The organism is Sphingomonas sp. M1-B02 (genome assembly GCF_026167525.1).
In the GTDB taxonomy this organism is placed as follows: domain Bacteria; phylum Pseudomonadota; class Alphaproteobacteria; order Sphingomonadales; family Sphingomonadaceae; genus Sphingomonas.
The window spans coordinates 1,804,466-1,827,666 of record NZ_CP110679.1; the positions used below are offsets into that span (position 1 = coordinate 1,804,466).

The window sequence follows — 23,201 nt, forward strand, 5'->3', positions numbered from 1 at the left end:
TGCGACTTTCTGTGACTTTCGGCAGCGAGGCGTTCAGGCCGCCGGCGGCTCCCACAGCTCGATCGGATTGCCTTCGGGATCATGGATCCGCGCGAACTGGCCGGTCTCCGGCGTGTTCCACTCCGCCTTGGTGATGATCTCGATCCCCAGCGCATTGAGCTGCTCGAGCAGCCCGTCGAGGTCGCGCACCCGGAAATTGAGCATCGCCTGCTTGTCCGCCGCGAAATAATCGGTGCTGTCCTTGAACGGCGCGAACACGATCGGGCCGGGCTCGGGATACCAGAACCAGTCGCTCGACTGCCCCTGCTCGTCCTTGCCGCAGCCCCCGCCGACGCCCAGCGTCTCGCGATACCAGGCGGTCAGCCCCTCGGGATCCTTCGCGCGGAAGAAATAGCCACCCATTCCGATCACCGGCATCGCATTCCCCTTGTTCAGGCGGCCTGGGCAACCTCCTGCCCCGCCGCGGCCTCGAGCAGGCGGCGCTCGATCGTCTTGAGCCGCGCTGCGCTCTCGATCTTATCACCAATCAGGTCGGTCAAATAGAAGGTGTCGACTGCGCGCTCGCCATAGGTCGCGACATGCGCCGAATGGATCGTCACCTTCGACTGGAACAGCGCGTGGGCGAGGTGATAGAGCAAGGCCGGCCGGTCGCGCGCATTGACTTCGATCACCGTGAAGCGGTTCGACGCCTTGTTCTCGATCAAGACGTTGGGCTCGATCGAAAAGGCATCGGCGCGCGGGCGTGACAAGGGTCGCGTCTTGAGCCGCTCGGAAAGCTTGGCGCGGTTGGCCAGCGCGTCGGTGATGCTCGCCTGGATGCGTTGGAGCCTAATCTCTTCGTCGAACGGACGGCCGAGCGGGTCCTGCACCAGGAAATTGTCGAGCGCCATGCCGTCGCGGGTGGTGTGGATGCGGGCGTCGATGATGTTGCCACCCGCGACATGGATCGCCCCGGCAATACGGTAGAAGAGCCCGGGATGGTCCGAGGCATAGACCGTCACCAGCGTCGCGCCGCGCTCGGGATAGACGCGCGCCTCGATCGAAAGCGGCTTGTCGCCCGCCCCGTCGATCAGCCGGACGTTGCGCTCGAGCACGTCGAGCGGCTCGGCGATCCAATAGGGCTCGGTCAGGCGCTTGTTGAGCGCCGCCAGGCGCGCGGGCTCCCAGCCGAGTATTTCGGCCAGCGCTTCCTGCTTGGCGGCGACGCGCTCGCCGCGCCCCTTCTGCTTGTGCCCGAGCCGCAGCACTTCCTCCGCGGACTCGTAAAGGTTGGTGAGCAACTGGCGCTTCCAGCTGTTCCACACACCCGGGCCAACCGCGCGGATGTCGACGATCGTCAGCACCAGCAGCATGCGCAGCCGCTCGGGGCTCTGCACGTGCGCGGCGAAGTCGAGGATCGTCTTGAAGTCGCTGAGGTCGCGCTTGAAGGCGGTTGCGGACATCAGCAGATGCCAGCGCACCAGCCAGGCCACCGTCTCGGTCTCGGCTGCCGTGAGCCCCAGCCGCGGGCACAGCCGCTCGGCGACTTCGGCGCCCAGGATCGAATGATCGCCGCCGCGCCCCTTGGCAATATCGTGCAGCAGCACCGCCACGAACAAGGCGCGGCGCGACACGATCTGCTCGAAGATCGCCGACGCGAGCGGGTGGTCCTCCTGCAGGTCGCCTTTCTCGATCTGGTTGAGCAAACCGATCGCGCGGATCGAATGTTCGTCGACCGTATAATGATGATACATGTCGAACTGCATCTGCGCGACGACGCGGCCGAAATCGGGAACGAAGCGGCCGAAGACGCCTGCCTCGTTCATCCAGCGCAGCACGGTTTCGGGATCGCGGGGCGATGCCAGCACGTCGAGGAACAGTGCGTTGGCGCGCGGATCCTTCCGCACCTCATCGACCAGCTTCGAATCGCGCGTGGCGATCCGCATCGCCAGCGGATGGATTTCCAGGCCGTGGAGGTCGGCCAGCTGGAACAGCTCGACCAGCCGGACCGGGTCCTCGCGAAAGAAGTCGTCGCTCGGAAGCGCCAGCCGGCCGCGGTCGATCTTGAAGCCGTTGAGCTTGCGCGGGCTGCGGAACAGCGTCGTAAGGCCGAAGCGCGAGCCGCGGGCGGCGAACTTCTCGTCGAGATGCGCCAGGAACACCCCGGTCAGGTCCCCCACCACCTTCGCCTGCAGGAAGTAGAAGTGCATGAAGCGCTCGACCTTCGACTTCCCCGGCCGATCCGAATAGCGCATCCGCTCGGCGATCTCGCGCTGGACGTCGAAGGTCAGCCGGTCCTCGGCGCGGCCGGTGATCAGGTGAAGCTGGCACCGCACCGCCCACAGGAAATTCTCGGCCCGCCGGAACTGGCGATATTCGAGCGGCGTGAGCAGCCCGGCTTCGACCAATGCCGCCTGCTCGCCGACATTATAGGCATATTTGCCGATCCAGAAGAGCGTGTGGAGATCGCGCAGGCCGCCTTTGCCCTCCTTGATATTGGGCTCGACCACGTAGCGGCTGTCGCCCATCCTTTTGTGGCGCGCGTTCCGCTCTTCCAGCTTCTGCGCGATGAAGGTGCGCGCGGTATCGGCCTGGACCTCGCTCTTGAAGCGGCGCGCCGCCTCGTCATACAGATCGACGTCACCCCATACGTAACGCGCCTCCAGCAAGGCGGTGCGCACAGTCACATCGGCCTTGGCCTGCCGCACCATCTCGTCGAGCGAGCGCGACGAATGGCCGATCTTCAGCTGCAGGTCCCACAGCGAATAGAGCATCGATTCGATGACCTGCTCGCACCAGCCGCTGACCTTCCAGGGGGTGAGAAAGCCGATGTCGATATCCGAATGCGACGCCATCTCGCCGCGCCCGTAACCGCCGACCGCGATCAGCACCATGCGCTCCGAGGTCGTCGGGTTGGAATTCGGGTGCAGCCGCTCGACGGTGAAGTCCCAGAGCAGGCGCAAAATCTGGTCAGTCAGGAAGGCGCCGGCCGCGGCCATTTCGAGCCCGCGCGACGGATGCTCGATCAGCCGCCTGGCGATCTCGCCATGCCCGGCATCCAGCGCCGTCTTCAACTCGACCGTGGCTGCGCGGCGAAGCGCGGCGGTGTCCCGCGCATCTAGCGCCGCAAGCCGCTCCGCGACCGCACGCCGATCGATCAATGCGCGGCGATTGGGGACGGTATCGAAACGCGAGGACATGCGCGGGAGATAGGGGAGCCTGCGCGCCGATTCCAGCCACTTATCCCTCTCCCGCTTTCGCAGGAGAGGGTGCAGCACCTCAGTCCGGCTTCTTCGCGACCCCGACGAGCGCAGGACGGAGCAGACGATCGCGGATCATATAGCCCGTCTGGATTTCCTGGACGACCGTGCCCGGCTCGGCGTCGGCGGTCGGGATTTCCATCATCGCCTGGTGGCGATTGGGATCGAGCGCCTCGCCGACCGCGACGATCTTCGAAATCCCATGCCGCCCGAACACCGAATCGACTTCGCGGCCCGTCGCTTCGAGGCCCGTCACCAGACCCTTGAGCTTCTCGTCCTCGCGCAACGCCTGCGGGATCGCGGCCAGCGCACGGGTGATATTGTCGGCAACCGACAGCACGTCACGGGCGAAACCGGTCGCGGCATAAGCCCGCGCGTCCTGCGCTTCCTTCTCCGCGCGGCGGCGGACGTTCTGCGTCTCGGCCTGGGCATAGAGCACCGCTGCCTTCGCCTCGGCCAGCTGGGCTTCGAGCGCCGCGACGCGATCGTGATTGGCCACTTCGGGAGCAGCTTCGGCGGTTTCGTCGCGCAAATTGGTATCCGCGTCCTGCACGTCCGTCATCTTCTCTTCGTGTTCCATTAAGTCCCTGTTCGTCTTCAGGCCAATATCCGGGCCAGTGTGGCGGCCGTGAAATCCACCATGGGTACTACCCGCGCATAGTTCAACCGAGTCGGGCCGATCACCCCGACCACGCCGACCACGCGCCCGTCCAACGCACGAACCGGCTTTGCGATCACCGACGAGCCGGACAAGGCGAACAACTTGTTCTCCGAACCGATGAAGATGCGCGTCGCCTCGCCCTCGCGCGCACTGTCGAGCAAGCGGGCAATCTCTTCCTTGCCCTCCAGCTCGTCGAGCAACTGGCGAACGCGATCGAGATCCTCGGTGGCGGCCGCGTCGATCAAATTGGCCTGGCCGCGTACGATCAGCACCGGACGCCGATCGCCATCCTCGCTCCAAACCGCCAGCCCGCGCTCGACCAGCGCAGCGGCCACCGAATCGAGCGCCGCCTTCTGCTGGCCTAACTCGCGCTCGACCCGCGCGCGCGCCTCGCCGAGGGTCAGGCCGTTCACCGTCGCGCTCAGATAGTTCGCCGCCTGCTGCAGCGTCGAAGGGTCCATTCCCGGCGGAAGCTCCACCACGCGATTTTCCACCGAGCCATCGTCGCCGACCAGTACCGCCAGCGCACGATCGTCGCTGAGCGGCACGAAGCCGAACTGGCGAAGCCGCGGCTCGGCCTTGGGGACCAGCACCAGCCCGGCGCACGCCGACAGGCCCGAGAGCGCGGCGGTGGTACTGGCGACCGCATCCTCGATCGGGCCGCCCTGCCCCGCGCGCATCTCGATCGCGGCACGCTCCTCGGCGGACGGCTCGTTCGCCTGCATCATCCCGTCGACGAACAGCCGCAGTCCGGTCTGCGTCGGCATCCGGCCCGCACTTGTATGCGGGGCCGCGAGCAGCCCCGCTTCCTCGAGATCCTGCATCACGTTGCGGATCGAGGCGGGCGAAAGGTTGAGCGCCGACACCTTGGAGATCGTCCGCGACCCCACCGGCGCGCCGGTATCCAGGTAGGATTCGACGACCACCCGAAAGACGTCGCGGGCGCGATTGGTAAGCTCGTGGATCGGCGAGTTGCTCAAGGGCGCGGACCGATCAGTTGCTCGAGAGGAAGCAGATCGGGCGCGTTGCCCAGCGCCGTCGCCATCGCCCGGTTCTTCTCGCGATCGCAGCCATAATAGAAATAGAGCCGCTGCGGCTCGCTGCGCGAGATCGCCCAGCGGATATCGACGCTCGGCATGTCGGTCGGCGCATTCGCGCACAGCGCATTGCCGGGCTGATAGATACGATCCCCGGTCGACGGGCGATAAGGCGAAAGCGCGTCGGCGAAGGCGCGATACTGGCCGGCGCTCAGCGTGAAGGCCCGTTCGCCCGTCACCGCGGTATTGCGGATGCCGGTGAAGACCCCCTTTCCGTCCGCGCCCACGACGATGCGATAGACCGGGCAGGTGCCGTAGCAGGGACCGGTTTCGTAGGTGACGCGCTCCACTGCACCCGCCGGTACCGTGGAAATGCCGTCATAATTCGTCGCACAGCCGGCCAGCAGCGATGCCGCCGCACTCACCCATATCCACTGCTTCGCCATCTGATGCTCCCAAGGATCGCCCGCCGACACTGGCGCGTTCGCCATGCAGCGTCTAGTTGCCCGAGCCAACCTTGCAGGAGACTGAAGCAGATGCGCCCATCCGGCCGCGCCCCCGATCAGATGCGTGAAATCACCATCGAACCCAATTTCACGCGCCATGCCGAGGGATCCGTCCTGATCGGCTTCGGCGACACCCGCGTGCTCGTGACCGCGAGCATCGAGGAGCGGATTCCGCCCTGGCTGCGCGGCAAGGGCGAAGGCTGGGTCACCGCCGAATATGGCATGCTCCCCCGCGCCACCCATACGCGCAGCGCGCGCGAAGCGGCCAAGGGCAAGCAATCGGGCCGCACCCAGGAAATCCAGCGGCTGATCGGCCGCTCGTTGCGCGCCGTTACCGATCTCAAGCTGCTCGGCGAGCGCCAGATCACGCTCGATTGCGACGTGATCCAGGCCGATGGCGGCACCCGCACTGCGGCGATCAGCGGCGCCTGGGTCGCGCTGCGACTCGCCACCAACAAGCTGATTGCCGACGGGCTGCTCGAAAAGGATCCGATCCTGACTCAGGTCGCGGCGGTAAGCTGCGGCATCTATCAGGGCAATCCGGTGCTCGACCTCGACTATGACGAGGATTCGAATGCCGATGCCGACGCCAATTTCGTGCTGCTCGCCGACGGCAAGATCGCCGAGGCGCAGGCGACCGCCGAGGGCGCGACCTATGATGAAGAGGGCCTGCTGCGGCTGCTCCGCTTGGCCCGCATCGGCTGCACGCGCATCTTCGAGGCGCAGTTGAAGGCCGTCCAGTGAGCGGTCCCGACGAGGGCATCGGCGGCGAGGCGCCCCAGGCGATCCGCAAGCTCCAGCCCGGCAAGCTGGTGATCGCCAGCCACAACCCGGGCAAGGTGCGCGAAATCCGCGCGCTGCTCGCGCCGTTCGGGATCGAACCGGTCTCCGCGGCCGAGCTCGATTTGCCCGAGCCGGAGGAAACCGGCGTCACCTTCATCGCCAATGCCGAGCTGAAAGCGCTGCAAGCGGCCGATCTTTCCGGCCTCCCCGCTCTGTCCGACGATAGCGGCCTATGCGTCGAGGCGCTGGGCAACGAGCCCGGCATCTTCTCCGCGCGCTGGGCGGGCGAGGCCAAGGACTTCGCCGTGGCGATGCAGCGCATCGAGGATCGCCTATCGGCGCTTCCCCCGGGAACCGGACGCGACGCCCATTTCATCTGCGCGCTGGCGCTCGCCTGGCCCGACGGCCATGTCGAATGGTTCGAGGGGCGGGTTGACGGCACCCTGGTCTGGCCGCCTCGGGGCGACAAGGGCTTCGGCTATGATCCGATGTTCGTGCCGCTGGGGCATAGCGAGACGTTTGGCGAGATGAACCCCGATACGAAGCACGCGATGAGCCACCGGGCAAAAGCGTTCGCGCAATTGGTGGACGCTATTTTCTAGCGCGCGAAGGGAGCGGCTCTCCCGTTCGTGCTGAGCTTGTCGAAGCACCGCTCTCTCTCGCGACCGAGTGAGCAGAAGAACGGCCCTTCGACAAGCTCAGGGCGAACGGGGTGAGGTCAGTCTCCGCCCCCCGCCCCGCCCCTCCGCCGCGGTGCCGGCACCGGCACCACGTCCAGCGCCTCCGGCACCAGCGCGAGCGTCTGGATCGCCGCCAGCCCCCATTGCGACGCGCCGTTGGTCGAGACGCCGGGCCATTCGACTATCCCGCCCGGCAGCGTCCGTCGTGGATCGCCCTCAGTCATTCCCATGCCGGCATCGGCCGAATAGAATTCCTCCGCCGCGCGGCGGGCCAGCCCCTCGTCCGACGTCGCCCTGGCGGCATAAGCGGTGAGCCGCGAATGCCCTTGGCGCAAATTCCGACCGCCGCCGGCGGTGCCGAACTGCGCGACGAAGGCTTCGCGCGAAGCATTGTACCAGCGGCAATAATCGAGCCAGGCAGTGCGATAGCGCGGCACGTCGAGCAGCTGGAGCAGCTCGGCGTTGATCTCGACGGCGCCGAACACGGCGTTGAGGTGCGACAGGCTGACCTTGTCGCCCGGACCCAGGAAGCGCCCGCTCTTATAGTCGAACGGCGCGGTGCCCGCGAGCCAGCCGCGCTCGAGCCGGCCGATACTGTCCATCCCCGCGGCGATGCGATCGCGCCATTTGCGATCGCCGGTTCGCTCCCATTCGGTGAGCCAGGCGCCCGCCAGCACCGACCAGGTGGTGCCGAAGCTCATCTGGATCGTGCCCGCGGGCAGCGGCGTCGGATCGCGGCTCGGGACTTTCCGCCCGATCTCGACGGTCTTCAGCGCCTCCTCGGAGGTTGAAAGCGCGCGCATCAGATCGCCCACCCGCTCGTCCGCGGTCAGATAGTAAAAGATGCGGCGATAGGAGACGTTGCTGACCCGCGGTTGCTTCGAGCTGTCGCTCCAATGCTGGACGCCGTGGCGGGTGCCGAGGCCGGCGAAGCGCCCGGCATGATGGACGTCGACCTCGCCGGTATGCCGGGTCATCGCCTCGGCGAGCCGGAAGGTCTTGGCGTCGCCCGAGCGCAGCGCCGCATACCAGAGCCAAAGATCGGGCGAGAGTTCGCTGTTCGCCCAGGCGAAGCCGCCGATATCATATTTCCATTCGTGGCGATCGGCATCGTAACTGTGCATCACGTCGCCATGATCCCAGAAGCCATACCAGCCGCGGCGATCGACTTCGCCGTCATAGAAATCGATCAGCCGACCGAGCTGGTCCTCGATCCGCGCACGCTGCGGAGTCGAGCGATCGGGCAAGCCCCAGTCGCCGAACACCCCGGCGGCGTGGAGCGTGGCGGGCTCGGCCATCAGCTGCGGCGGGGTGACGGCGCTGCGCGCCATCGCCTGAAGCAGCGGCGTCTGGGGGGTGGCGTCGAGCGCCCAGAGCATCAGCTCGCTGGTACGGGCGATCCCCAGAGGTTCATCCCAGCCTGGCTCATAATCCTCATAGGTGATCTGGAGGCCTTCATTCTGCGCGGCGAAGGTCTCCATGCCCATCGTGCCGTGATAGGGGCGCAGGTCCATCGGCTTGGCGTCGGGCGACCAGAGCCAGGCGGTGAGGCTCGCGGTCTCGCCGGTGGCACCACGAATGTCGATCTGGCCAGGGTGGCGCTGCCAGAAATAGCGGGCGGCGATCGCCGCGCCGCCCTGCGGCGAGCCGACATAGCCGAAGCCCAGCGCGCGCTTGCCCTCGGTCGCATCGATCCAGCCATGGCCGGCGCCGGTGCGCTTGGTGAGGGTGAAGCCGTTAGCCGAAAGCTGCGACAGGCTGAAATCGGACCAGGGCGGGATGCGTTCGAGCAACGCCCCCACCGGCGCAGCCATCTCGGCCACCGGCGGCACCGCCTTGCCCGCCACCTGCGCCTCGCGGAAGGCGGTGCCGGGATCGCGCCGCAGCCCGGTTAGCGGGCGCACCGCTTCGGCGAACATCGCGTCGCTGCCGGTCGCGAGGCGGATATGGCGATCGTGCAGCGCGCCGCGCATCGGCACGTCGGTCGCGATCCCCAGCCCCGAGACGAAATCGGCCTTGTCGACGTCGTAGATAAAGCTGTGGACGATCCGCAGCGCATCCGATCCGGCATAGGCATAGAGCCGCACGATGAACGGCATCACGGTCCGCCCGCCGCCCTGATGCTTGCCCTCCAGCCGGATCACCGCGCGCACCGGCCCGCTTTGCTCGACCACCGCTCGCGCGATCGTCCCCGCCAGCGGCACCCGCTCGCCATCCTCCGATCCCGCGCGCAATTCGCCCAGCAGCCGCGCGTTGGACAGCAACACCCGCCTGCCGCGCCGCGCCGCGCGCACCGCCGCCGTCCCGCTCCGTCCAATCTCCCATTCCAGCCCGCCCATCCGCACGAAGATCGCGTCCGCAGTCTCACGCACCGAAACCGGCGCCTTCGGCACGGCAGGTCTCCCCGCCCCCACGCTAAGCCGGTCCACCCCGCCTTCGCCGGCCGCTATCGCGTGCGCGGTCCATTTGATCGAGCCATCGGGCCAGTAGGCGGTAGGCCAGCTTTGCGAGGGCACCGCCTCGCCCCCGGCGCGCACCGTCAGCGCCTGCCCCTTGGCAACCGTGCCGCGCGGCCATGCCATGCCGAAGGTCTGCCCGGCATGCGCCTCGGGCGCAGCGCCATCGATCCAGCGCACCGGCGCCTCGAGGATCTTGCCGCGTGATTGCGCACGCACCGTGCCGGCCGTGCCGGATGCCGCCGCGATCAGCGCGCTTTGCAGGATCGTCCGCCGACTGACGCGCATCATAATCTCCTAAGGCTTGGAAATGCGGAGGTTCCGCACGCGGATGTGGCTTTTCGTGGTGCGCAGCGCGAACCAGCCGCGCGTGTAGGGTGCGGGGTCGCGCATCATGAAGATTCGGCGCCCGTCGCGCTCGACGGCAATGTCTTGGCCGTTCGCGATCAGGCGGACCTGCGTCCAGCGATTGGGCACCAGCATGTCGGCCGCTCCGGCAAGATCATGCTCCGGCAGCAGCGGACGATCCCCCGCCCGCCCGGTGTAGCGGCGAAAGCGAGTCGTGCTGTTCCGATTGCCGCCGATGCCGACATAATAGGTCGTCAGATCGTCATAGGTCGCAAAGGCGCCCGAACGCCCCGGATCGAGCACCGATCCCGCCTTAGCCTTGGGGTCGGTGGCCATCCAGAAGGCGTTGAGATCGCTGACCTCGTCATTGGCCCCGCCCTCGGACACCGCCATCGCCTCGAACTCAATGGCTACCGGCCCGGTCAGCTCTTGCTTGTGCCAGAGCGACAACCCGGCGGGCGTATCGATGTCGATGACCTCACCGAACGTCACCCGCGCTGGCTGTTCCGCCTCGATGGTCCAGTCCGCCGACGCGGCGGTGGCGAGCGGCGCGGGCCGCCCAGCGCAGGCCGTGACCGCAAGAAGAAGTGTGGCGCATGCGGTACCGATTGCTCGCTTTGCCTTCCTCCCAGCGTCTCCGCGCATGGATCACATCCCCTATCGCCGGCTCGGTCGGCGCTTGCGACCGCCGAACTTGGTCAGACCAATATCAGCGAGGCTCCCGGAAGGGAAATAAATCCTTGCATGTGAAATCGGATCCCATTTTTCGGGATCGACTGCACTAGCGCAGAGCTGATTGCACCTCGTCAGGGAGTAGAGGAGGCCGACCCTCCCAGGCCCGGCGGGCGGCGCCCCGGGGGCACCTGGTGGACAGGGCTGGATTCGAACCAGCGTACGCTTGCACGGGCAGATTTACAGTCTGCTGCCTTTAACCACTCGGCCACCTGTCCATCGGGCCGCTTATTCAGCGAGCGCGGTCCATTGCCGGGCGCAAGGCGGGCTGTCAACGCCTTGCGCGCCACGCGTGCGCCGCATAGCGTCGGCAACCACTTATTCGACCAGGAGTCTCATGCGCACCGCCACCGCAATCGCCGCCCTCATGCTCGCCGCAACGCCGGTTGTCGCCCAGACGGTCGATCGGACCGAAGTCGCCCGGATCGTCGACGAAGGCACCGCCGACTCCGAAGTGATGCGCATCGCGCAATATCTGACCGACGTGATCGGTCCGCGCCTGACCAACTCGCCGGGCATGCGACGCGCCGAGGATTGGACCGCGGCCAAGTTCCGCGAATGGGGCTTGAGCAACGTCCACAAGGAGGGCTTCGAATTCGGCCGTGGCTGGGAATCGGAAGGGGCCTTCATGCGGCTGATCGAACCGCGCGCGATTCCGCTCACTATCGCCCCGATCACCTGGACGCCGGGCACCGCCGGGACCATGCGCGCGCCGATCGTGCTCGCCGCGCTGACCGATCCCGGCGCGCTGGCGCAGTATAAGGGCAAGCTCGCCCGCAAGATCGTCCTCGTCTCCGATCCCGAGGAGCCCAAGGATGCGGACACCGTCCCTTTCCGCCGCTGGACCGATGCGGAACTCGCCAAGTTCGATACGTTCGAGATGCCCGCCAATCGCCCGCGCCCGCCCAGCGCCGGCCGCACCTTCGCGCAGATTCGCGACGATTTCCTGAAGGCCGAGGGTGCCGTCGCTTATGCCACCATGTCGGGCCGCCCGGGCAAGATCGTCCACGGTTCGGGCTCGCGCTTCGGCGTGGGCGACACCCCGCCGCTCCCCGGCTTCGAGATCGCGCAGGAGGATTATCGCCGGCTCGCGCGGCTTTCCAAGATGGGCGCAGCGCCGGTCGTCGAATTCGCCAGCGCCGTCCGCTTCGACGATAGCGACACCCAGGGCTACAATATCATCGGCGACATCGCCGGCAGCGATTCGCGTGCAGGCTATGTGATGGCCGGCGCCCATCTCGACAGCTGGGCGGCCGGCGACGGCGCCGCGGACAATGCCGCCGGCGTCGCAATGGTGATGGAGGCCGCGCGCATCATCCGCGCGTTGGGCATCAAGCCGAAGCGGACGATCCGCTTCGCTTTGTGGTCGGGAGAGGAGCAGGGCCTGTTCGGCTCGCTCAATTATGTCGAGCGCCATCTCGCCGCCCGTCCGGTCGAGGAAGGGATCACCGGTTTGGCGCGCTTCTATGGCTGGACCCGCGGCTGGCCGATCACGCCCAAGCCCGATCATGCGCGCCTCGCCGCCTATTTCAACATCGACAACGGCTCGGGCCGGATCCGCGGCATCAACACGCAGAACAATTCGGCGGTGGTGCCGATCTTCAAGGAATGGCTGGCGCCGTTCGAATCGATGGGGGCGACCCAGGTCGCGATCCGCAAGGTCGGCGGCACCGATCATATGTTCTTCGACGCGGTGGGCATTCCCGCCTTCCAGTTCATCCAGGATCCGCTCGATTATGGTTCGCTGCGGCACCACACCAATCTCGACACGTTCGACGCGCTGAGGGCCGACGACATGCGCCAGGGCGCGATCATCCTGGCAGCGTTCCTGGTCAATGCCGCTAATTCGGATCGCCCGTTGCCGCGGGTGCCGATGCCGACCGAGCCCAAACCGTCCGACGGCCTCTATCCCTACACCGCTCCGGCCGCGAACTGATGGCACGCAAAGGCCATCGCCCGAGTAAGGCACCCTCGTCGCACCCGCGTTTCTATGGGCGCCACGCAGTGCTCGCCGCGCTCGCCAATCCCGAGCGGACCGTCCGGAAAATCTGGGGCACGCGCGAGGCGCTGGCCGCGCTCGATATCCCGCCGACGATCCAGATCACCTTTGCCGAGGTCGCCGATCTGGCCCGGCTGGTGCCTGGCGATGCGCCGCACCAGGGGTTGGTCGCCGAAGTCGATCCGCTCGAGGAAATCTGGCTGGGCGACCTGCTCGAGCAGGGCAAGGGCGACCGGCGGCCGCTGGTGATCCTCGATCAGGTCACCGATCCGCACAATGTCGGCGCGGTGCTGCGTTCCGCCGCGGCGTTCGACGCGCTTGGCATCATCACCCAGGACCGCCACGCGCCGCCCGAATCGGGCTCGCTGGCGCGCTCCGCCTCGGGCACGCTAGAGACGGTGCCCTGGGTCCGCGTGGTCAATCTGGCGCGCGCGCTCGATGAGATTGCCGAGGTGGGCTTCTGGCGGATCGGTCTCACCGGCCACGCCGAAAGCACGCTGGGCGAAGTGATGGGCGAAGGCCGGATCGCGCTGGTCCTCGGCGCCGAGGGCGAGGGCATGCGCCAGAATACCGAGGCGCATTGCGATCAGCTTGCGCGCCTCCCCATCTCGGATAAGGTCGAGAGCCTTAACGTGTCCAATGCCGCGGCCGTCGCGCTTTATGCGATCGCCACCCGCGGCTGAACCTGGGGGGAATGATGCATCTTGGGAAGGCGATCGTCGCTGCGCTGATAGTGCCGCTGTTGCTGACGGCATGCCTGTTCACGCCGGGCAAGTTCCAGTCGACGCTCGACATCCGCGCCGACCGCAGCTTCACCTTCACCTACAAAGGTGAGGTTCTGGCGGTCGACATGAAGGGGTTGATGGGCAAGGCAATGGCGATGGGCATGTCCGAAGCCGCCAAGAAGTCCGCTGGTACGGACGATGCCGACAAGGAAGCCGGAGTCCCCGACCTGGCGCCCACGCCCGAGGAAAAGGCTAAGCGCGACGCCGACTATCGCGAACTGGCGGCGCTGATCGCCAAGGAAGGCGGCTATCGCCAAGTCGAATATCGCGGCGACGGGCTATTCTATGTCGATTACGCGATTTCCGGAAAACTGAGCCACGGCTTCGTATTCCCGTTCAACCCGGACGCCCAGATGATGCTGCCGTTCGTGACGGTCGAACTGCGCGGTAAGGACGGGGTGCGCGTCAAGGCGCCCGGCTTCGCCAAGCAGGACACATCGGGCGGCCTGGGCGCCATGGGTGGCCTCGGCTCGATGGGCGAGGGCATGAGCGACGGCATGGGCAAGGCGATGGGGATGAACACCGACGTCAAGATTGACGGCACCTTCGTGCTCACCACCAACGCCGAAATCGTCAGCCAGAACGAGGAGGCGGGCGCCGCGACCGCTGCGAACGGCAAGAGCATCACCTGGAAGGTCAACGCGCGTACCAAGGATGCGCCGATGGCGACGCTGAAGGTCGCGGGGCTCTAAAGGCCCGCGATCAGTCTTCGGCGGCGATCGTCACGCGCAGACCGTCGAGGTCCGGCGTGAACGGGATCTGGCACGAGAGGCGCGAGCTCGAATCGCGATCCGAGGTGCTTTCGAGCAGATCATCCTCATCCTCGCTCATCGGCGGGAGTTTGGCCGCAAATTCCGGATCGACATGGATATGGCAGGTGGCGCAGCTGCAGCAGCCGCCGCACAAAGCGAGCAATTCATCCAGCCCCGCCTCGCGGATCGCTTCCATCACGCTCAGGCCGTTTCCGCTCATGATCTCGGTTTCTTCCCCTGCGCGGGTCACGACGATAAGCTTGGGCATGCATCTCTCCTCTGTCGGTCGCGTCCATGCCGCCGATGCCCCTTCGTTTCAAGGACGCCGGACATGGGCCTGACCGCCGATCAGCTGCAGCACTCGATCGACGCGCTGGCGAAAGTCGAGCCCGCCTTCGCAGCGGGGCTTCAGCGCGCCGGCTATCCGCCGGAGCGGATTCGCGATCCGGGCTATGAAACGCTGTTGCGCACGATCGTCGGCCAGCAGGTCAGCGTCGCTGCGGCAGCATCGATCTGGAACAAGCTGGCCGGGCTGCTGGGCGACCTGACCGATCCCGCCACGGTCGCCGCCGCAGCGGACGAGACGCTGCGCGCCGCCGGCCTCTCGCGCCAGAAAGCGAGCTACGCGCGCAGCCTGGCCGAGGAGGTCAGCAGCGGACGGCTCGACCTCGCGAGCCTTCCCGCCGACGACGAGGAAGCGATCGCCGCGCTCACCCACATCAAGGGCATCGGCCGCTGGTCGGCGGAAATCTATCTGTTGTTCGCCGAGGGGCGCGCCGACATCTGGCCGGCGGGCGACCTGGCGGTGCAGATCGAGATCGGGCGGATGCTTGGCCTCGCCGAGCGGCCCTCGGAGAAGCAACTCCGCGCGCTGTCGGAGCCGTGGCGCCCGCACCGCGGCGCGGCGGCGATCTTCGCCTGGCACCATTACAAGACCGACATGGATGTGATCTAGCCGGCAGCATCCAGCCCGATGGCGATCGCCCCCAGCGGCCCGGCCATCGCGCCGAGCCCCGGCTCGCCCAGCCGCTGGTCGAGCTGCTCCGCATAGGCCGCGAGCGAGCCGTAGCCGCCGATGCTTTCCGCCAGCCGGGCGCGCAGACGCGGCATCAGCTGTGGGCGCGACGCGAGGACGCCGCCGCCGATCGCGATCCGCTCCGGTGCGGCAGTCACCACGAGATTGTGGAGCAGCCCTGCCAGATCATGCACGAACAGGTCCCACTGCGGACCGTCCTGCGGCAACTGGTCGGCCGGACAGCCGAAGCGTTCGGCGAGCGCCGGCCCGGAGATCAACCCCTCGACGCAGTCGCCGTGGAAGCGACACCAGCCGGGATAGGGGTCCCCGGGCGCGCGGGGCACGCGCATATGCCCGGCCTCGCCGTGCGCCACGCCGTGGACAGGCACCCCGCCGGCGATGAGCCCCACCCCGACGCCGGTGCCGATCGTGATGTAGGCGTGGGTGGCCATCCCCATCGCCGCACCCCAGCGCGCCTCCGCCAGCGCGGCAGCGACGACATCGGTCTGGATCGCGCGCGGCTTTGCATAACGACGCTCCAACCTTCGGACGAGGTCGGTGCCGGTCCAGCCGGGCTTGGTGGTGGCGGTGATCGAGCCGAAATCCGCGGCGCGCGGATCAAGCTCGAGCGGCCCGAAACTGCCGATCCCGATCGCGTCGAACGCCCAGCGATCTAGCACGGCCTCGATCGCGGCGAGCGTCGTCGCCGGATCGGTGGTGGGGATGACGATCTGCTCGCGCACGTCCGTCGGGCCGGTGGCCAGCACCGCCACGCATTTGGTGCCGCCCAGTTCGAGCCCTGCGATCAGCGCTGTGTCCATGACCCTGGACTAGCCCAGCCGCTCGGTCCGGGGAAGCCGGCCGCCTTCAATCGAATTCGACCACCAATCGCTCGGCGAACGCCCCATTCTTGGAAAGCCGACCCTCGGCGCCCGCCGCCCGGCGCAGGTTCGGGCGTACCAGCAGCGGCTTGAGCATCAGATGCAGCGTGGCATGATTGATGTGCCGACCGAAACATTCATGCAGGCCATAGCCGAAATGGATATAGTCGCTCGCCGGACGATCGGGGTCGAAGACGCGTGGGTTCGCAACGCGGCGCGGGTCCATCATCGCCGATGCGAAGGCGGCCAGCACGGTGGCGCCCTTGGGGATCGTGGTGGCATGCCGCGTGCCTTTGGCGATCGTCCAGTCGGTCAGCACTTCGCGCGGCAGGCCCGGCGCGAGCGGATCGAAGCGCATCGCCTCATAGACATAGCGCCGCAGCCGCTCGTCATCGCCGGCGCGCGCGGCAGCCTGCGCTTCGGCGAGTGCGGCGGGACGGCGGAGCAATTGCTCCATCGCCTGCGGCACCACCATCGGCGGTTGCGGGGGGCCGCCGACGATGAAGCCCATCAGCGAGGTGCGGATCTGATCGTCGCTATAGCCCGGCTCGCCCGCCGCCTGCATCGCCAGGCTGCGCGCGAGCACGTCGTCCTTGCCAGGATCGGCGCGGCGACGGTCGATCTCGTCCTGGATATGCGCGCGCAGCGCGGGCGCGATTTCGTCGACATCGGCGCGCAGCTTGGGGTCGTTGCCACCGTCGGCGAACTGGAATTCGAACAATCGCGTCGCCCATACCCGGAGGTCCCCGCCCGCCGGTTCGGGCACGCCCAGATAGTCGCTCAGGACGGTGAAGGTGACGCGGCGCACCAGCGTATCGACGACGTCGATCCGCCCGGGCGCGCGATCGACGATCGTCGCTGCCAGTGCCTCGGTCTGCACCGCCAGCATCGGCAGGTCGGCCGGCAGGACCACCTTGCGCATCGCCGCGACGTCCGCATGATATTGCGGCGTATCGTGCATGCCGAGGAAGAAGGGCTGGCCGCCCATGATGACGTCGAGCTTGGGCTTGTAGACCACCCCGAACGCGGCATCGGTGGCGAAGACTTCGCGAACGTCGTCATAGCGCGAGGTGAGAACCATGCCGCTGAGCTTCGCGACCGGCTTGACGCGCCGCAGCAGGCTGAAGAACCAGGGCATGGCGGCGAACACAAGCCGCTGGATCCACGCCTTGATCCCCTTCGGCCCCGGGCGGAGCACGTCGCGCGAGCTGAGCGCGCTCATAAAGCCGCCAGATACCGCAACGCCGGCATGCTCGGGAGGAAGAAATATTCGCCGCCCGCCATCGAGACGAAGGTGTCGACATGGATGATCCGCCGAATCGGCTCTTCGGGAATCGTGAGATTGCCCTTCGGCCCAAGCAGCGGATCGACTTCGTCATAGAGCGTCGCGAAATTGGGATTGAGCATCCAGGTCTGCTGGACGAACTCGAACTGGCGAGTGATGTCGGTGTTCAGGCAGATGAACAGCAGCCCCCTGTCCTGCCCGTCGTCCTCCAGCGGATCGGCGAGCGTGGTGCCATATTTGCGGCCCCGGCGCAGGATGCGGTGGTTGTTGGCGGCATCGAGCAGCGTCTGCTTGGCCGATGGCGTCGGCGCGAGCCCGTCGCGCGGATTACCGCGGCGGACGTGCGAGCCGAGCGGGCAACCGTGCCCATGCACGTCTCGATCGTAGAAGCCGAAATCATTGTCGGGCTGGCCATATTGGTCGACCGGAAGCACCCCGTCCGGGCACAGCAGATTGCCGTCGACGTCGCGCCCGATCACGCGGCTGGCGAGCCACTTGGCATCGATATGGCCGCAATGTTCGGGATCGCGCTTGCAGATGCGATCGGCCGCTTCCGCCATCGAACGCCAGAAGGCGGCGACGTCCTGCTTGAGCTCGCGCACGGCCATGTAGCTGCCGTCGAGCCCGAGATCGAGAAAGCCCTCGCCGCGCGGGTGGGGGGCGAGGCCAGCCTCGCGGCCGCTTGGCGTATCTGGCACCACGGGGCCGGGCGCGACTTCGTGGTGGCCATTCACATGGCCCATCAATATCTCGCCGAGAGGAACGCCGTTCCAAGCGTCCTTCGGCGCCTCGTCGCCGGCCTTGCCCAGCGTGACGGCGCCCGGCTCGAACGGCGCCGGCTGCGATATTCCGTCGGCGAAGCCGAAATGCTCGCGGGCGATGCCGCGCGCATCCGGGCGCAGATCGAGGTGGAGCCGGTGGACGATCCGGACCTGATGCGGTGCCAGCGCTTCTGTCACTTGCTCGCACCAGGCCTCGGCGCTGGCTTCGTCCTTTTCGTAGAGCAACAGCAGCGCGTGGACGGTAATCGGCGTGGCGATATGATGCTCGCGGAACAGCTGTTCGTCGTCGCCGAATGCGCGCGCCTCCTCCGCGGTGGCGGCGTCGTCCAGCGGGGTGTTGCCGCTCCACTTGGGGCCACCGGGGATGACAGTATCGCACCAGATCCCGTCGCGGCGATCGCCGAGGCGGCGCAGGCGGTCCTCCTGGAACATCCCCTCCTTGAAGGGACGATCGAACGAGGCGAGCGTGTTCGCATCGAGCCCCATCCGGCGCAGACCATCCCAGCCGAAGGCGAGGCAGGCCGCACGCGGATCCTTTTCGTCGGCGTCGGTGATCGGGGCGACTTGCTGCAACGCCCGCAACCAGGCGCCACCGCCCCGCCCCAGCACTCCGTCCCAGCCGAATTCGAGGAACAGCGCGCGTCCGCTCGGCAGCGACGCGAAGCCGCTCACGACCAGCCCCTGGGTCAATTTGTCGTGCGGCGGGGCGAGCCGCCAGCTGGGCGGCCCCTTCTTGCGCGGCGCGCTCACAGGTCGAGGATCCATGCGGCGGCCTCCTTGGGGGTGAGCGTTCGCTTGCGCAGGCCGATGGCGATGCGGAAATTGCGCTCGATCTGATCGGCGGTGAGATCCTTATAGGCCGAATACCAGAAGCGGCTGACGGTCATCGAATGCCGCGCCCACTCCTTGAACTGGCGTCCGTGGCTCGCGCCGTCCTTCACCAGGAAGCGCGTCGGCGGGAAGCCGACGCCACAACTCCAGGCAAGCGTGAGGCCGGCATGCGCCTTCTCGATGAAGTCATCGAGATAGCTTTCCCAGGCCTGGTCGAAGTTCGAGAAGAACATCAGTCGGCTGCCATTGTTGACCCGCGCCCAATGCGCGAAATGGATCGTCCGCATCGAGCCGAGATAGCCTTGCCGCGCGATGATGCGCAGCAGCAGCCCGAGCCCGAAATGCCCGACGCGGATGATGATCGCGCGGAGCATGCCCGGCTTGATCAGCACGACCGAGCCCATGTGGTTCTGGGGGATCCAGTCCTCGCGCCGGGCCATTTCGCGCAGCATGCGCGGATCGACCGGCGGGGCGTCCTGCGCCGAATCGCCACGCTCGAGCGTGCGCAGCCAGAGGATCAGCCCGGCCAGCATGACCGGCAGGCTGAGCAGCCCCCAACCAAGCCAGACGAGCATGCCATACCAAGCGGCATCGAGCGACTGGCCGGCGAGAAGCAGCGCGAGCGGGACCAGGACGGCGGCGGCCACCAAGACGTAGAGCAGCAGGAACAGCACGAGCGGCAGGGCCAGTCGCACGAACAGCTTTAGGAAGCTGAAACTGGTCTGGATCGCCGTTCCCGGGAGGGCAACGCCGATCTTCTTCAGAAGCAGCGCGAAGATCACGAAGCTTACGCCCAAAAGGATCAGATAACGCTCCCAGGGCAACGCCAGGCTGAGGATCAGGCCGGGGATGGTCAGGACCAGAACCGTTCCCAGCACGAAGGCGATCAGGCGAAGCCAATCGCCGATATTCTCGAGCAACGTTATGCGCTGGGGTGCAGGTTGCTCAAGCCAGGGGAAGGCCGGCACGAGCGCCGCGCGGAGGCGGGCGTGGATCTCGACCGGGGACAGCCGGCGATAGGGATTGGGGCCGTCGACATTGGCGGAGACGAGCTCGTCGCGCGACGCCAGAAACAGCTTTCCCTCGGCGAGGATGCGATCGCGCGGCATGCCGCGATTGCCGTGATGATAGACCGACGGTGTCAGTGTCCGCGCTTCGAGATAGGGCGCGATCGGCGCGCGCGCATCGAGCGCGGTGATCGAATCGAACAGCGGTCCATCATTGTCGAGCGGGCGCTTGCAGCAGCGCAGCATCGTGCGGAGATCGGGACCGATCGCCGATTCGAGCTGGTTCCAGAAGGGCCCCGGCCGGCCGTCGAAATTGGCTTCGATGACGAACAGCGGGTCGTAATCGAAGCCGGGGAAGACGCTGAGCGACAGGAAATGAAGCGCGGGCACGAGGTTCAGGAAATCGGCGAAGGGCCCCTTCCCACCCGAGGGATCGCGGCTGCGGCGATCGCGCAGTCCGTCGAGCAGGCCCGATAGATGGTCATAGCTCTCAGGCTTGACTTCAAGCGCCACGGACAAGGTGGTTTGCCGCATGCGTGTCCCCCAAGACACGGCGCACCCCCCTGGCACGCCGCGTGTCGTGCGCCGTTGTCTCACAGTCGATCCGAAATGAATAGAAAAGAAGCGGCTTCCGCCGACAGGCTCGAATAATAGCGAAGGCTCACCCGCACAGTGAGATGCCAGTGCAGATTAAGTCATTGGTAAATAATGATGACCACGCGTTCTTGGGAAGCTCCGTCGGGGCTGCGGGGGAGTGAAATCGCCCGGAACACAGCAGAGTGCCACCCGTTGAGGGGCCGAACCTATATAGAATCAGGAACGCAGATCATGGCCGCAGCCAAAAAGCCCACCAAGACCCGTACGCCCTCGACAAGCGCCAAACCGGCCGCCGGCGCTAAGGCCGGCAGCCGATCAGGCTTGGGCCTCTTCTCGCTGACCGCAATTGCCGGCGTCGCGGCGGCGGGGTTGTTCGGCCTGTTCAAGCTGGGCAAAAATGCGGCCGCCGGGCGCGGCGGGGAACATGTCCCGACCGACCTGATGGGCGACGTCCATCCGGACGGCAGCGCACGCGCGATCGAGGCGTTCCGCCCTGACCCCACCGCGCCGATCCCCGCAAGCGAGCGCGACGCCTTCCGCCCCGCGCTGGCGGGCGCTCAGGCGCCTACGCTGGTTGCCGGTCAAGCGAACGACATCCCGCAGCGGGCCGGCGTGACCCCGGCCTGATTTCCGCCACGGCGATAGACCCCGATCTTAGGCAACGCTATTTTCGGTGCCCCGGGTCCGCGAAGGAGACGATCATGACAACACGTACTGCAACCGCACGCTATGTTGGTTTCGGCAAAGAGGGCAAAGGCCAGATCAGCACCCAGTCCGGAGTGCTCGACGCCACCCCTTATGGCTTCAACACCCGCTTCGGCGATGAGAAGGGCTCAAACCCCGAGGAACTGATTGCCGCGGCGCATGCGAGCTGTTTCACGATGGCACTGAGCTTCGCGCTGGCCAAGGCCGGCTTCAGCGACGGCACGCTGGAGACAAGTGCGGCGGTGAAACTCGAAGCCGAGGGCGACGGATTCACAGTGACCCGATCGGACCTGACGCTGAAGGCCGAGGTGCCGGGGATCGCACCCGACCAATTCGAGGCGCTCGCCGCAGGCGCGAAAGCGAACTGCCCGATTTCCAAGCTGCTCAACGCCGAGATTACGCTCACGCACACACTGGCCTGACAGGGAATTGCGCCATGGCCGAACCAGCTCCCGCCTTTTTGCAGGACGGCGGACCCTCCGTCACGCCCGATCGTTGGCGTAACGAAAATATTCGACAAAGGACTGAATGGTTTATGGGCGAAAGCGCACAATTCGGGGTGTCGCGTCGCGGCGTGTTGGCAGGCGGTGCGGCTTCAGTCGCCGTATCGGCGGTGCCGGCTGCAGCCGCACAGACTGCGCCAATCGGAGCGCCGCCGGCGCTTGCGAAGATGGCCTTCGAGGTGAATGGCAAGCGCGAGACGCTGGAGCTCGACACCCGAACCACGCTGCTCGACGCGCTGCGCGAACATCTGAAACTCACCGGCACCAAGAAGGGCTGCGACCATGGCCAGTGCGGCGCCTGCACCGTGCTGGTCGACGGCGTCCGGATCAACAGCTGCCTTAGCCTGGCGGTGATGCACGAAGGCGACAAGATCACCACGGTGGAGGGTCTTGGCACGCCGGGAGACCTGCATCCGATGCAGGCCGCATTCGTGAAGCATGACGGTTATCAGTGCGGCTATTGCACCCCCGGCCAGATCTGCTCGGCGGTGGCCACGCTCAGCGAGATCAAGGCGGGCATCCCCAGCCATGTCACCGAGGACCTGATGGCGAAGCCGCGCGCGACCAATGACGAGATGCGCGAGCGGATGAGCGGCAATATCTGTCGCTGCGGGGCCTATTCCAACATCCTCGAGGCGATGAACGAAGTCGCGGGAGGCCGCTCGTGAAGGCCTTCACCTACGAACGCGCCGCATCCCCCGCACAGGCGGCAGCCGCAGCCTTGCGCATGCAGGGCGCGCGCTTCATCGCCGGCGGGACCAACCTGCTCGACCTCATGAAGCTGCAGATCGAGACGCCGACCCATCTGATCGACGTCAACGGGCTCGGCCTCGACGACATTTCCAAAACCGAAGAGGGCGGGCTGAGGATCGGCGCGCTGGTGCGCAACACCACCCTCGCCGCGGACAAGACCGTGCGGCGCGACTATGGCGTGCTCAGCCGCGCCTTGCTCTCGGGCGCCAGCGGCCAGCTGCGCAACAAGGCGACGACCGCGGGCAATCTGCTCCAGCGCACCCGCTGCCCCTATTTCTACGACACCAACCAGCCCTGTAACAAGCGCCAGCCGGGCTCGGGCTGTGCGGCGATCGGCGGCTATAGCCGCCAGCTCGCGGTTATCGGCACCAGCGACGCCTGCATCGCCACGCACCCCAGCGACATGGCAGTGGCGATGCGGCTGCTCGACGCGAAAGTGGAAACGGTGAAGGCCGATGGCGCGACCCGCGCGATTCCGATGTCGCAATTCCATCGCCTCCCGGGCGATACGCCGCATATCGACACGGTGCTCGAGCCGGGCGAGCTGATCACCGCGGTGACTCTGCCCAAGCCGATCGGCGGCACCCACATCTATCGCAAGGTGCGTGATCGTGCCTCCTACGCCTTCGCACTCGTCTCGGTCGCGGCCGTGGTCCAGAAGGACGGCAGCGGTCGGGTCGCCGTCGGCGGCATCGCACACAAGCCATGGCGGGTCGAAGCAGCCGAAGCGGAACTGCCGCGCGGCGCGAAGGCGGTCGCCGGATCGCTGCTGGCCGGCGCCAAACCCTCCCACGACAATTCCTTCAAGATCCCGCTTGTCGAGCGCACGCTCGCCGCGGTCATCGCCGAAGCGAAGGGCTGAAA

Annotated in this window: 22 protein-coding genes and 1 tRNA gene; 10 read left to right on the forward strand and 13 right to left on the reverse strand. The window is 66.9% G+C overall.

What is annotated here, in order from left to right:
• Positions 1–33: 33 nt before the first annotated feature.
• From OKW87_RS08625 to OKW87_RS08645, 5 genes are all read right to left on the reverse strand, one after another.
• Positions 34–417, reverse strand: coding sequence for a VOC family protein (locus OKW87_RS08625; protein ID WP_265538606.1), 384 nt, complete (start codon positions 415–417; stop codon positions 34–36).
• Positions 418–431: 14 nt separating this feature from the next.
• Positions 432–3,179: a [protein-PII] uridylyltransferase gene (locus OKW87_RS08630; RefSeq protein WP_265538609.1), complete on the reverse strand. Its 2,748-nt coding sequence runs from the start codon at positions 3,177–3,179 to the stop codon at positions 432–434.
• A 79-nt stretch (positions 3,180–3,258) separates the two neighbouring features.
• A complete protein-coding gene (grpE, locus tag OKW87_RS08635) occupies positions 3,259–3,819 on the reverse strand; it encodes a nucleotide exchange factor GrpE (RefSeq protein WP_265538611.1) in 561 nt (186 codons plus the stop codon).
• A gap of 17 nt (positions 3,820–3,836) precedes the next feature.
• Positions 3,837–4,880 carry a heat-inducible transcriptional repressor HrcA gene (gene hrcA, locus OKW87_RS08640; RefSeq protein ID WP_265538613.1) on the reverse strand — a complete coding sequence of 348 codons (1,044 nt, stop codon included), beginning with the start codon at positions 4,878–4,880 and terminating at the stop codon, positions 3,837–3,839.
• Positions 4,877–5,428 (reverse strand): DUF6438 domain-containing protein, encoded by a 552-nt coding sequence (locus OKW87_RS08645; protein WP_265538615.1) that lies wholly within the window; start codon positions 5,426–5,428, stop codon positions 4,877–4,879. The genes hrcA and OKW87_RS08645 overlap by 4 nt, the downstream gene beginning before the upstream one ends.
• A gap of 45 nt (positions 5,429–5,473) precedes the next feature.
• On the opposite strand from OKW87_RS08645, the gene rph reads away from it, so the two are divergent.
• Both rph and rdgB read left to right on the forward strand, forming a co-directional pair.
• The gene (rph, locus tag OKW87_RS08650; protein WP_265538617.1) at positions 5,474–6,187 is read left to right on the forward strand and encodes a ribonuclease PH; all 714 of its coding nucleotides are present in this window, start codon (positions 5,474–5,476) and stop codon (positions 6,185–6,187) included.
• Positions 6,184–6,828 carry an RdgB/HAM1 family non-canonical purine NTP pyrophosphatase gene (rdgB, locus tag OKW87_RS08655; RefSeq protein ID WP_265538619.1) on the forward strand — a complete coding sequence of 215 codons (645 nt, stop codon included), beginning with the start codon at positions 6,184–6,186 and terminating at the stop codon, positions 6,826–6,828. Before rph ends, rdgB begins: the two co-directional genes overlap by 4 nt.
• 116 nt (positions 6,829–6,944) lie before the next feature.
• On the opposite strand, the gene OKW87_RS08660 is transcribed toward rdgB, so the two are convergent.
• The 3 genes from OKW87_RS08660 to OKW87_RS08670 all read right to left on the reverse strand — a co-directional run bounded on the left by OKW87_RS08660 (position 6,945) and on the right by OKW87_RS08670 (position 10,660).
• Entirely contained in the window at positions 6,945–9,650 is a 2,706-nt protein-coding gene (locus OKW87_RS08660) for an exo-rhamnogalacturonan lyase family protein (RefSeq protein WP_443025038.1), read from the reverse strand.
• 9 nt (positions 9,651–9,659) lie between these two features.
• Positions 9,660–10,355, reverse strand: coding sequence for a DUF6250 domain-containing protein (locus OKW87_RS08665; RefSeq protein WP_265538622.1), 696 nt, complete (start codon positions 10,353–10,355; stop codon positions 9,660–9,662).
• A gap of 219 nt (positions 10,356–10,574) precedes the next feature.
• A tRNA-Tyr gene (locus OKW87_RS08670) sits at positions 10,575–10,660 on the reverse strand.
• A 119-nt stretch (positions 10,661–10,779) separates the two neighbouring features.
• On the opposite strand from OKW87_RS08670, the gene OKW87_RS08675 reads away from it, so the two are divergent.
• The 3 genes from OKW87_RS08675 to OKW87_RS08685 are packed head-to-tail and all read left to right on the forward strand — an operon-like array spanning position 10,780 to position 13,918.
• On the forward strand, positions 10,780–12,378 hold the full coding sequence (locus OKW87_RS08675) for a M20/M25/M40 family metallo-hydrolase (RefSeq protein ID WP_265538624.1): 1,599 nt from the start codon (positions 10,780–10,782) through the stop codon (positions 12,376–12,378).
• On the forward strand, positions 12,378–13,124 hold the full coding sequence (rlmB, locus tag OKW87_RS08680) for a 23S rRNA (guanosine(2251)-2'-O)-methyltransferase RlmB (RefSeq protein ID WP_265538625.1): 747 nt from the start codon (positions 12,378–12,380) through the stop codon (positions 13,122–13,124). Before OKW87_RS08675 ends, rlmB begins: the two co-directional genes overlap by 1 nt.
• Before the next feature lie 11 nt (positions 13,125–13,135).
• Positions 13,136–13,918 (forward strand): hypothetical protein, encoded by a 783-nt coding sequence (locus OKW87_RS08685; RefSeq protein ID WP_265538627.1) that lies wholly within the window; start codon positions 13,136–13,138, stop codon positions 13,916–13,918.
• A gap of 10 nt (positions 13,919–13,928) precedes the next feature.
• Here the strand turns inward: OKW87_RS08685 and OKW87_RS08690 are convergent, their stop codons facing one another.
• A complete protein-coding gene (locus OKW87_RS08690) occupies positions 13,929–14,246 on the reverse strand; it encodes a 2Fe-2S iron-sulfur cluster-binding protein (RefSeq protein ID WP_265538629.1) in 318 nt (105 codons plus the stop codon).
• Positions 14,247–14,309: 63 nt separating this feature from the next.
• Here OKW87_RS08690 and OKW87_RS08695 point away from each other — a divergent pair, with 63 nt between their 5' ends.
• The gene (locus tag OKW87_RS08695; protein WP_265538631.1) at positions 14,310–14,933 is read left to right on the forward strand and encodes a DNA-3-methyladenine glycosylase family protein; all 624 of its coding nucleotides are present in this window, start codon (positions 14,310–14,312) and stop codon (positions 14,931–14,933) included.
• On the opposite strand, the gene OKW87_RS08700 is transcribed toward OKW87_RS08695, so the two are convergent.
• The 4 genes from OKW87_RS08700 to OKW87_RS08715 are packed head-to-tail and all read right to left on the reverse strand — an operon-like array spanning position 14,930 to position 20,313.
• The gene (locus tag OKW87_RS08700) at positions 14,930–15,814 is read right to left on the reverse strand and encodes an ROK family protein (RefSeq protein ID WP_265538633.1); all 885 of its coding nucleotides are present in this window, start codon (positions 15,812–15,814) and stop codon (positions 14,930–14,932) included. The genes OKW87_RS08695 and OKW87_RS08700 overlap by 4 nt on opposite strands.
• A 46-nt stretch (positions 15,815–15,860) precedes the next feature.
• On the reverse strand, positions 15,861–17,096 hold the full coding sequence (locus OKW87_RS08705; protein ID WP_265538635.1) for a cytochrome P450: 1,236 nt from the start codon (positions 17,094–17,096) through the stop codon (positions 15,861–15,863).
• Positions 17,093–18,706: a Dyp-type peroxidase gene (locus tag OKW87_RS08710; protein WP_265538637.1), complete on the reverse strand. Its 1,614-nt coding sequence runs from the start codon at positions 18,704–18,706 to the stop codon at positions 17,093–17,095. The genes OKW87_RS08705 and OKW87_RS08710 overlap by 4 nt, the downstream gene beginning before the upstream one ends.
• Positions 18,688–20,313, reverse strand: coding sequence for a hypothetical protein (locus OKW87_RS08715; RefSeq protein WP_265538639.1), 1,626 nt, complete (start codon positions 20,311–20,313; stop codon positions 18,688–18,690). The genes OKW87_RS08710 and OKW87_RS08715 overlap by 19 nt, the downstream gene beginning before the upstream one ends.
• Before the next feature lie 294 nt (positions 20,314–20,607).
• Between OKW87_RS08715 and OKW87_RS08720 the strand changes: the two genes are divergently transcribed.
• From OKW87_RS08720 to OKW87_RS08735, 4 genes are all read left to right on the forward strand, one after another.
• Positions 20,608–21,003: a hypothetical protein gene (locus OKW87_RS08720; protein WP_265538640.1), complete on the forward strand. Its 396-nt coding sequence runs from the start codon at positions 20,608–20,610 to the stop codon at positions 21,001–21,003.
• A 74-nt stretch (positions 21,004–21,077) separates the two neighbouring features.
• Complete coding sequence (locus tag OKW87_RS08725; RefSeq protein WP_265538642.1) at positions 21,078–21,503, forward strand: OsmC family protein; 426 nt, start codon at positions 21,078–21,080, stop codon at positions 21,501–21,503.
• A 113-nt stretch (positions 21,504–21,616) separates the two neighbouring features.
• Complete coding sequence (gene paoA / locus OKW87_RS08730; RefSeq protein ID WP_265538644.1) at positions 21,617–22,252, forward strand: aldehyde dehydrogenase iron-sulfur subunit PaoA; 636 nt, start codon at positions 21,617–21,619, stop codon at positions 22,250–22,252.
• The gene (locus tag OKW87_RS08735) at positions 22,249–23,199 is read left to right on the forward strand and encodes an FAD binding domain-containing protein (RefSeq protein ID WP_265538645.1); all 951 of its coding nucleotides are present in this window, start codon (positions 22,249–22,251) and stop codon (positions 23,197–23,199) included. Before paoA ends, OKW87_RS08735 begins: the two co-directional genes overlap by 4 nt.
• Positions 23,200–23,201 lie beyond the last annotated feature (2 nt).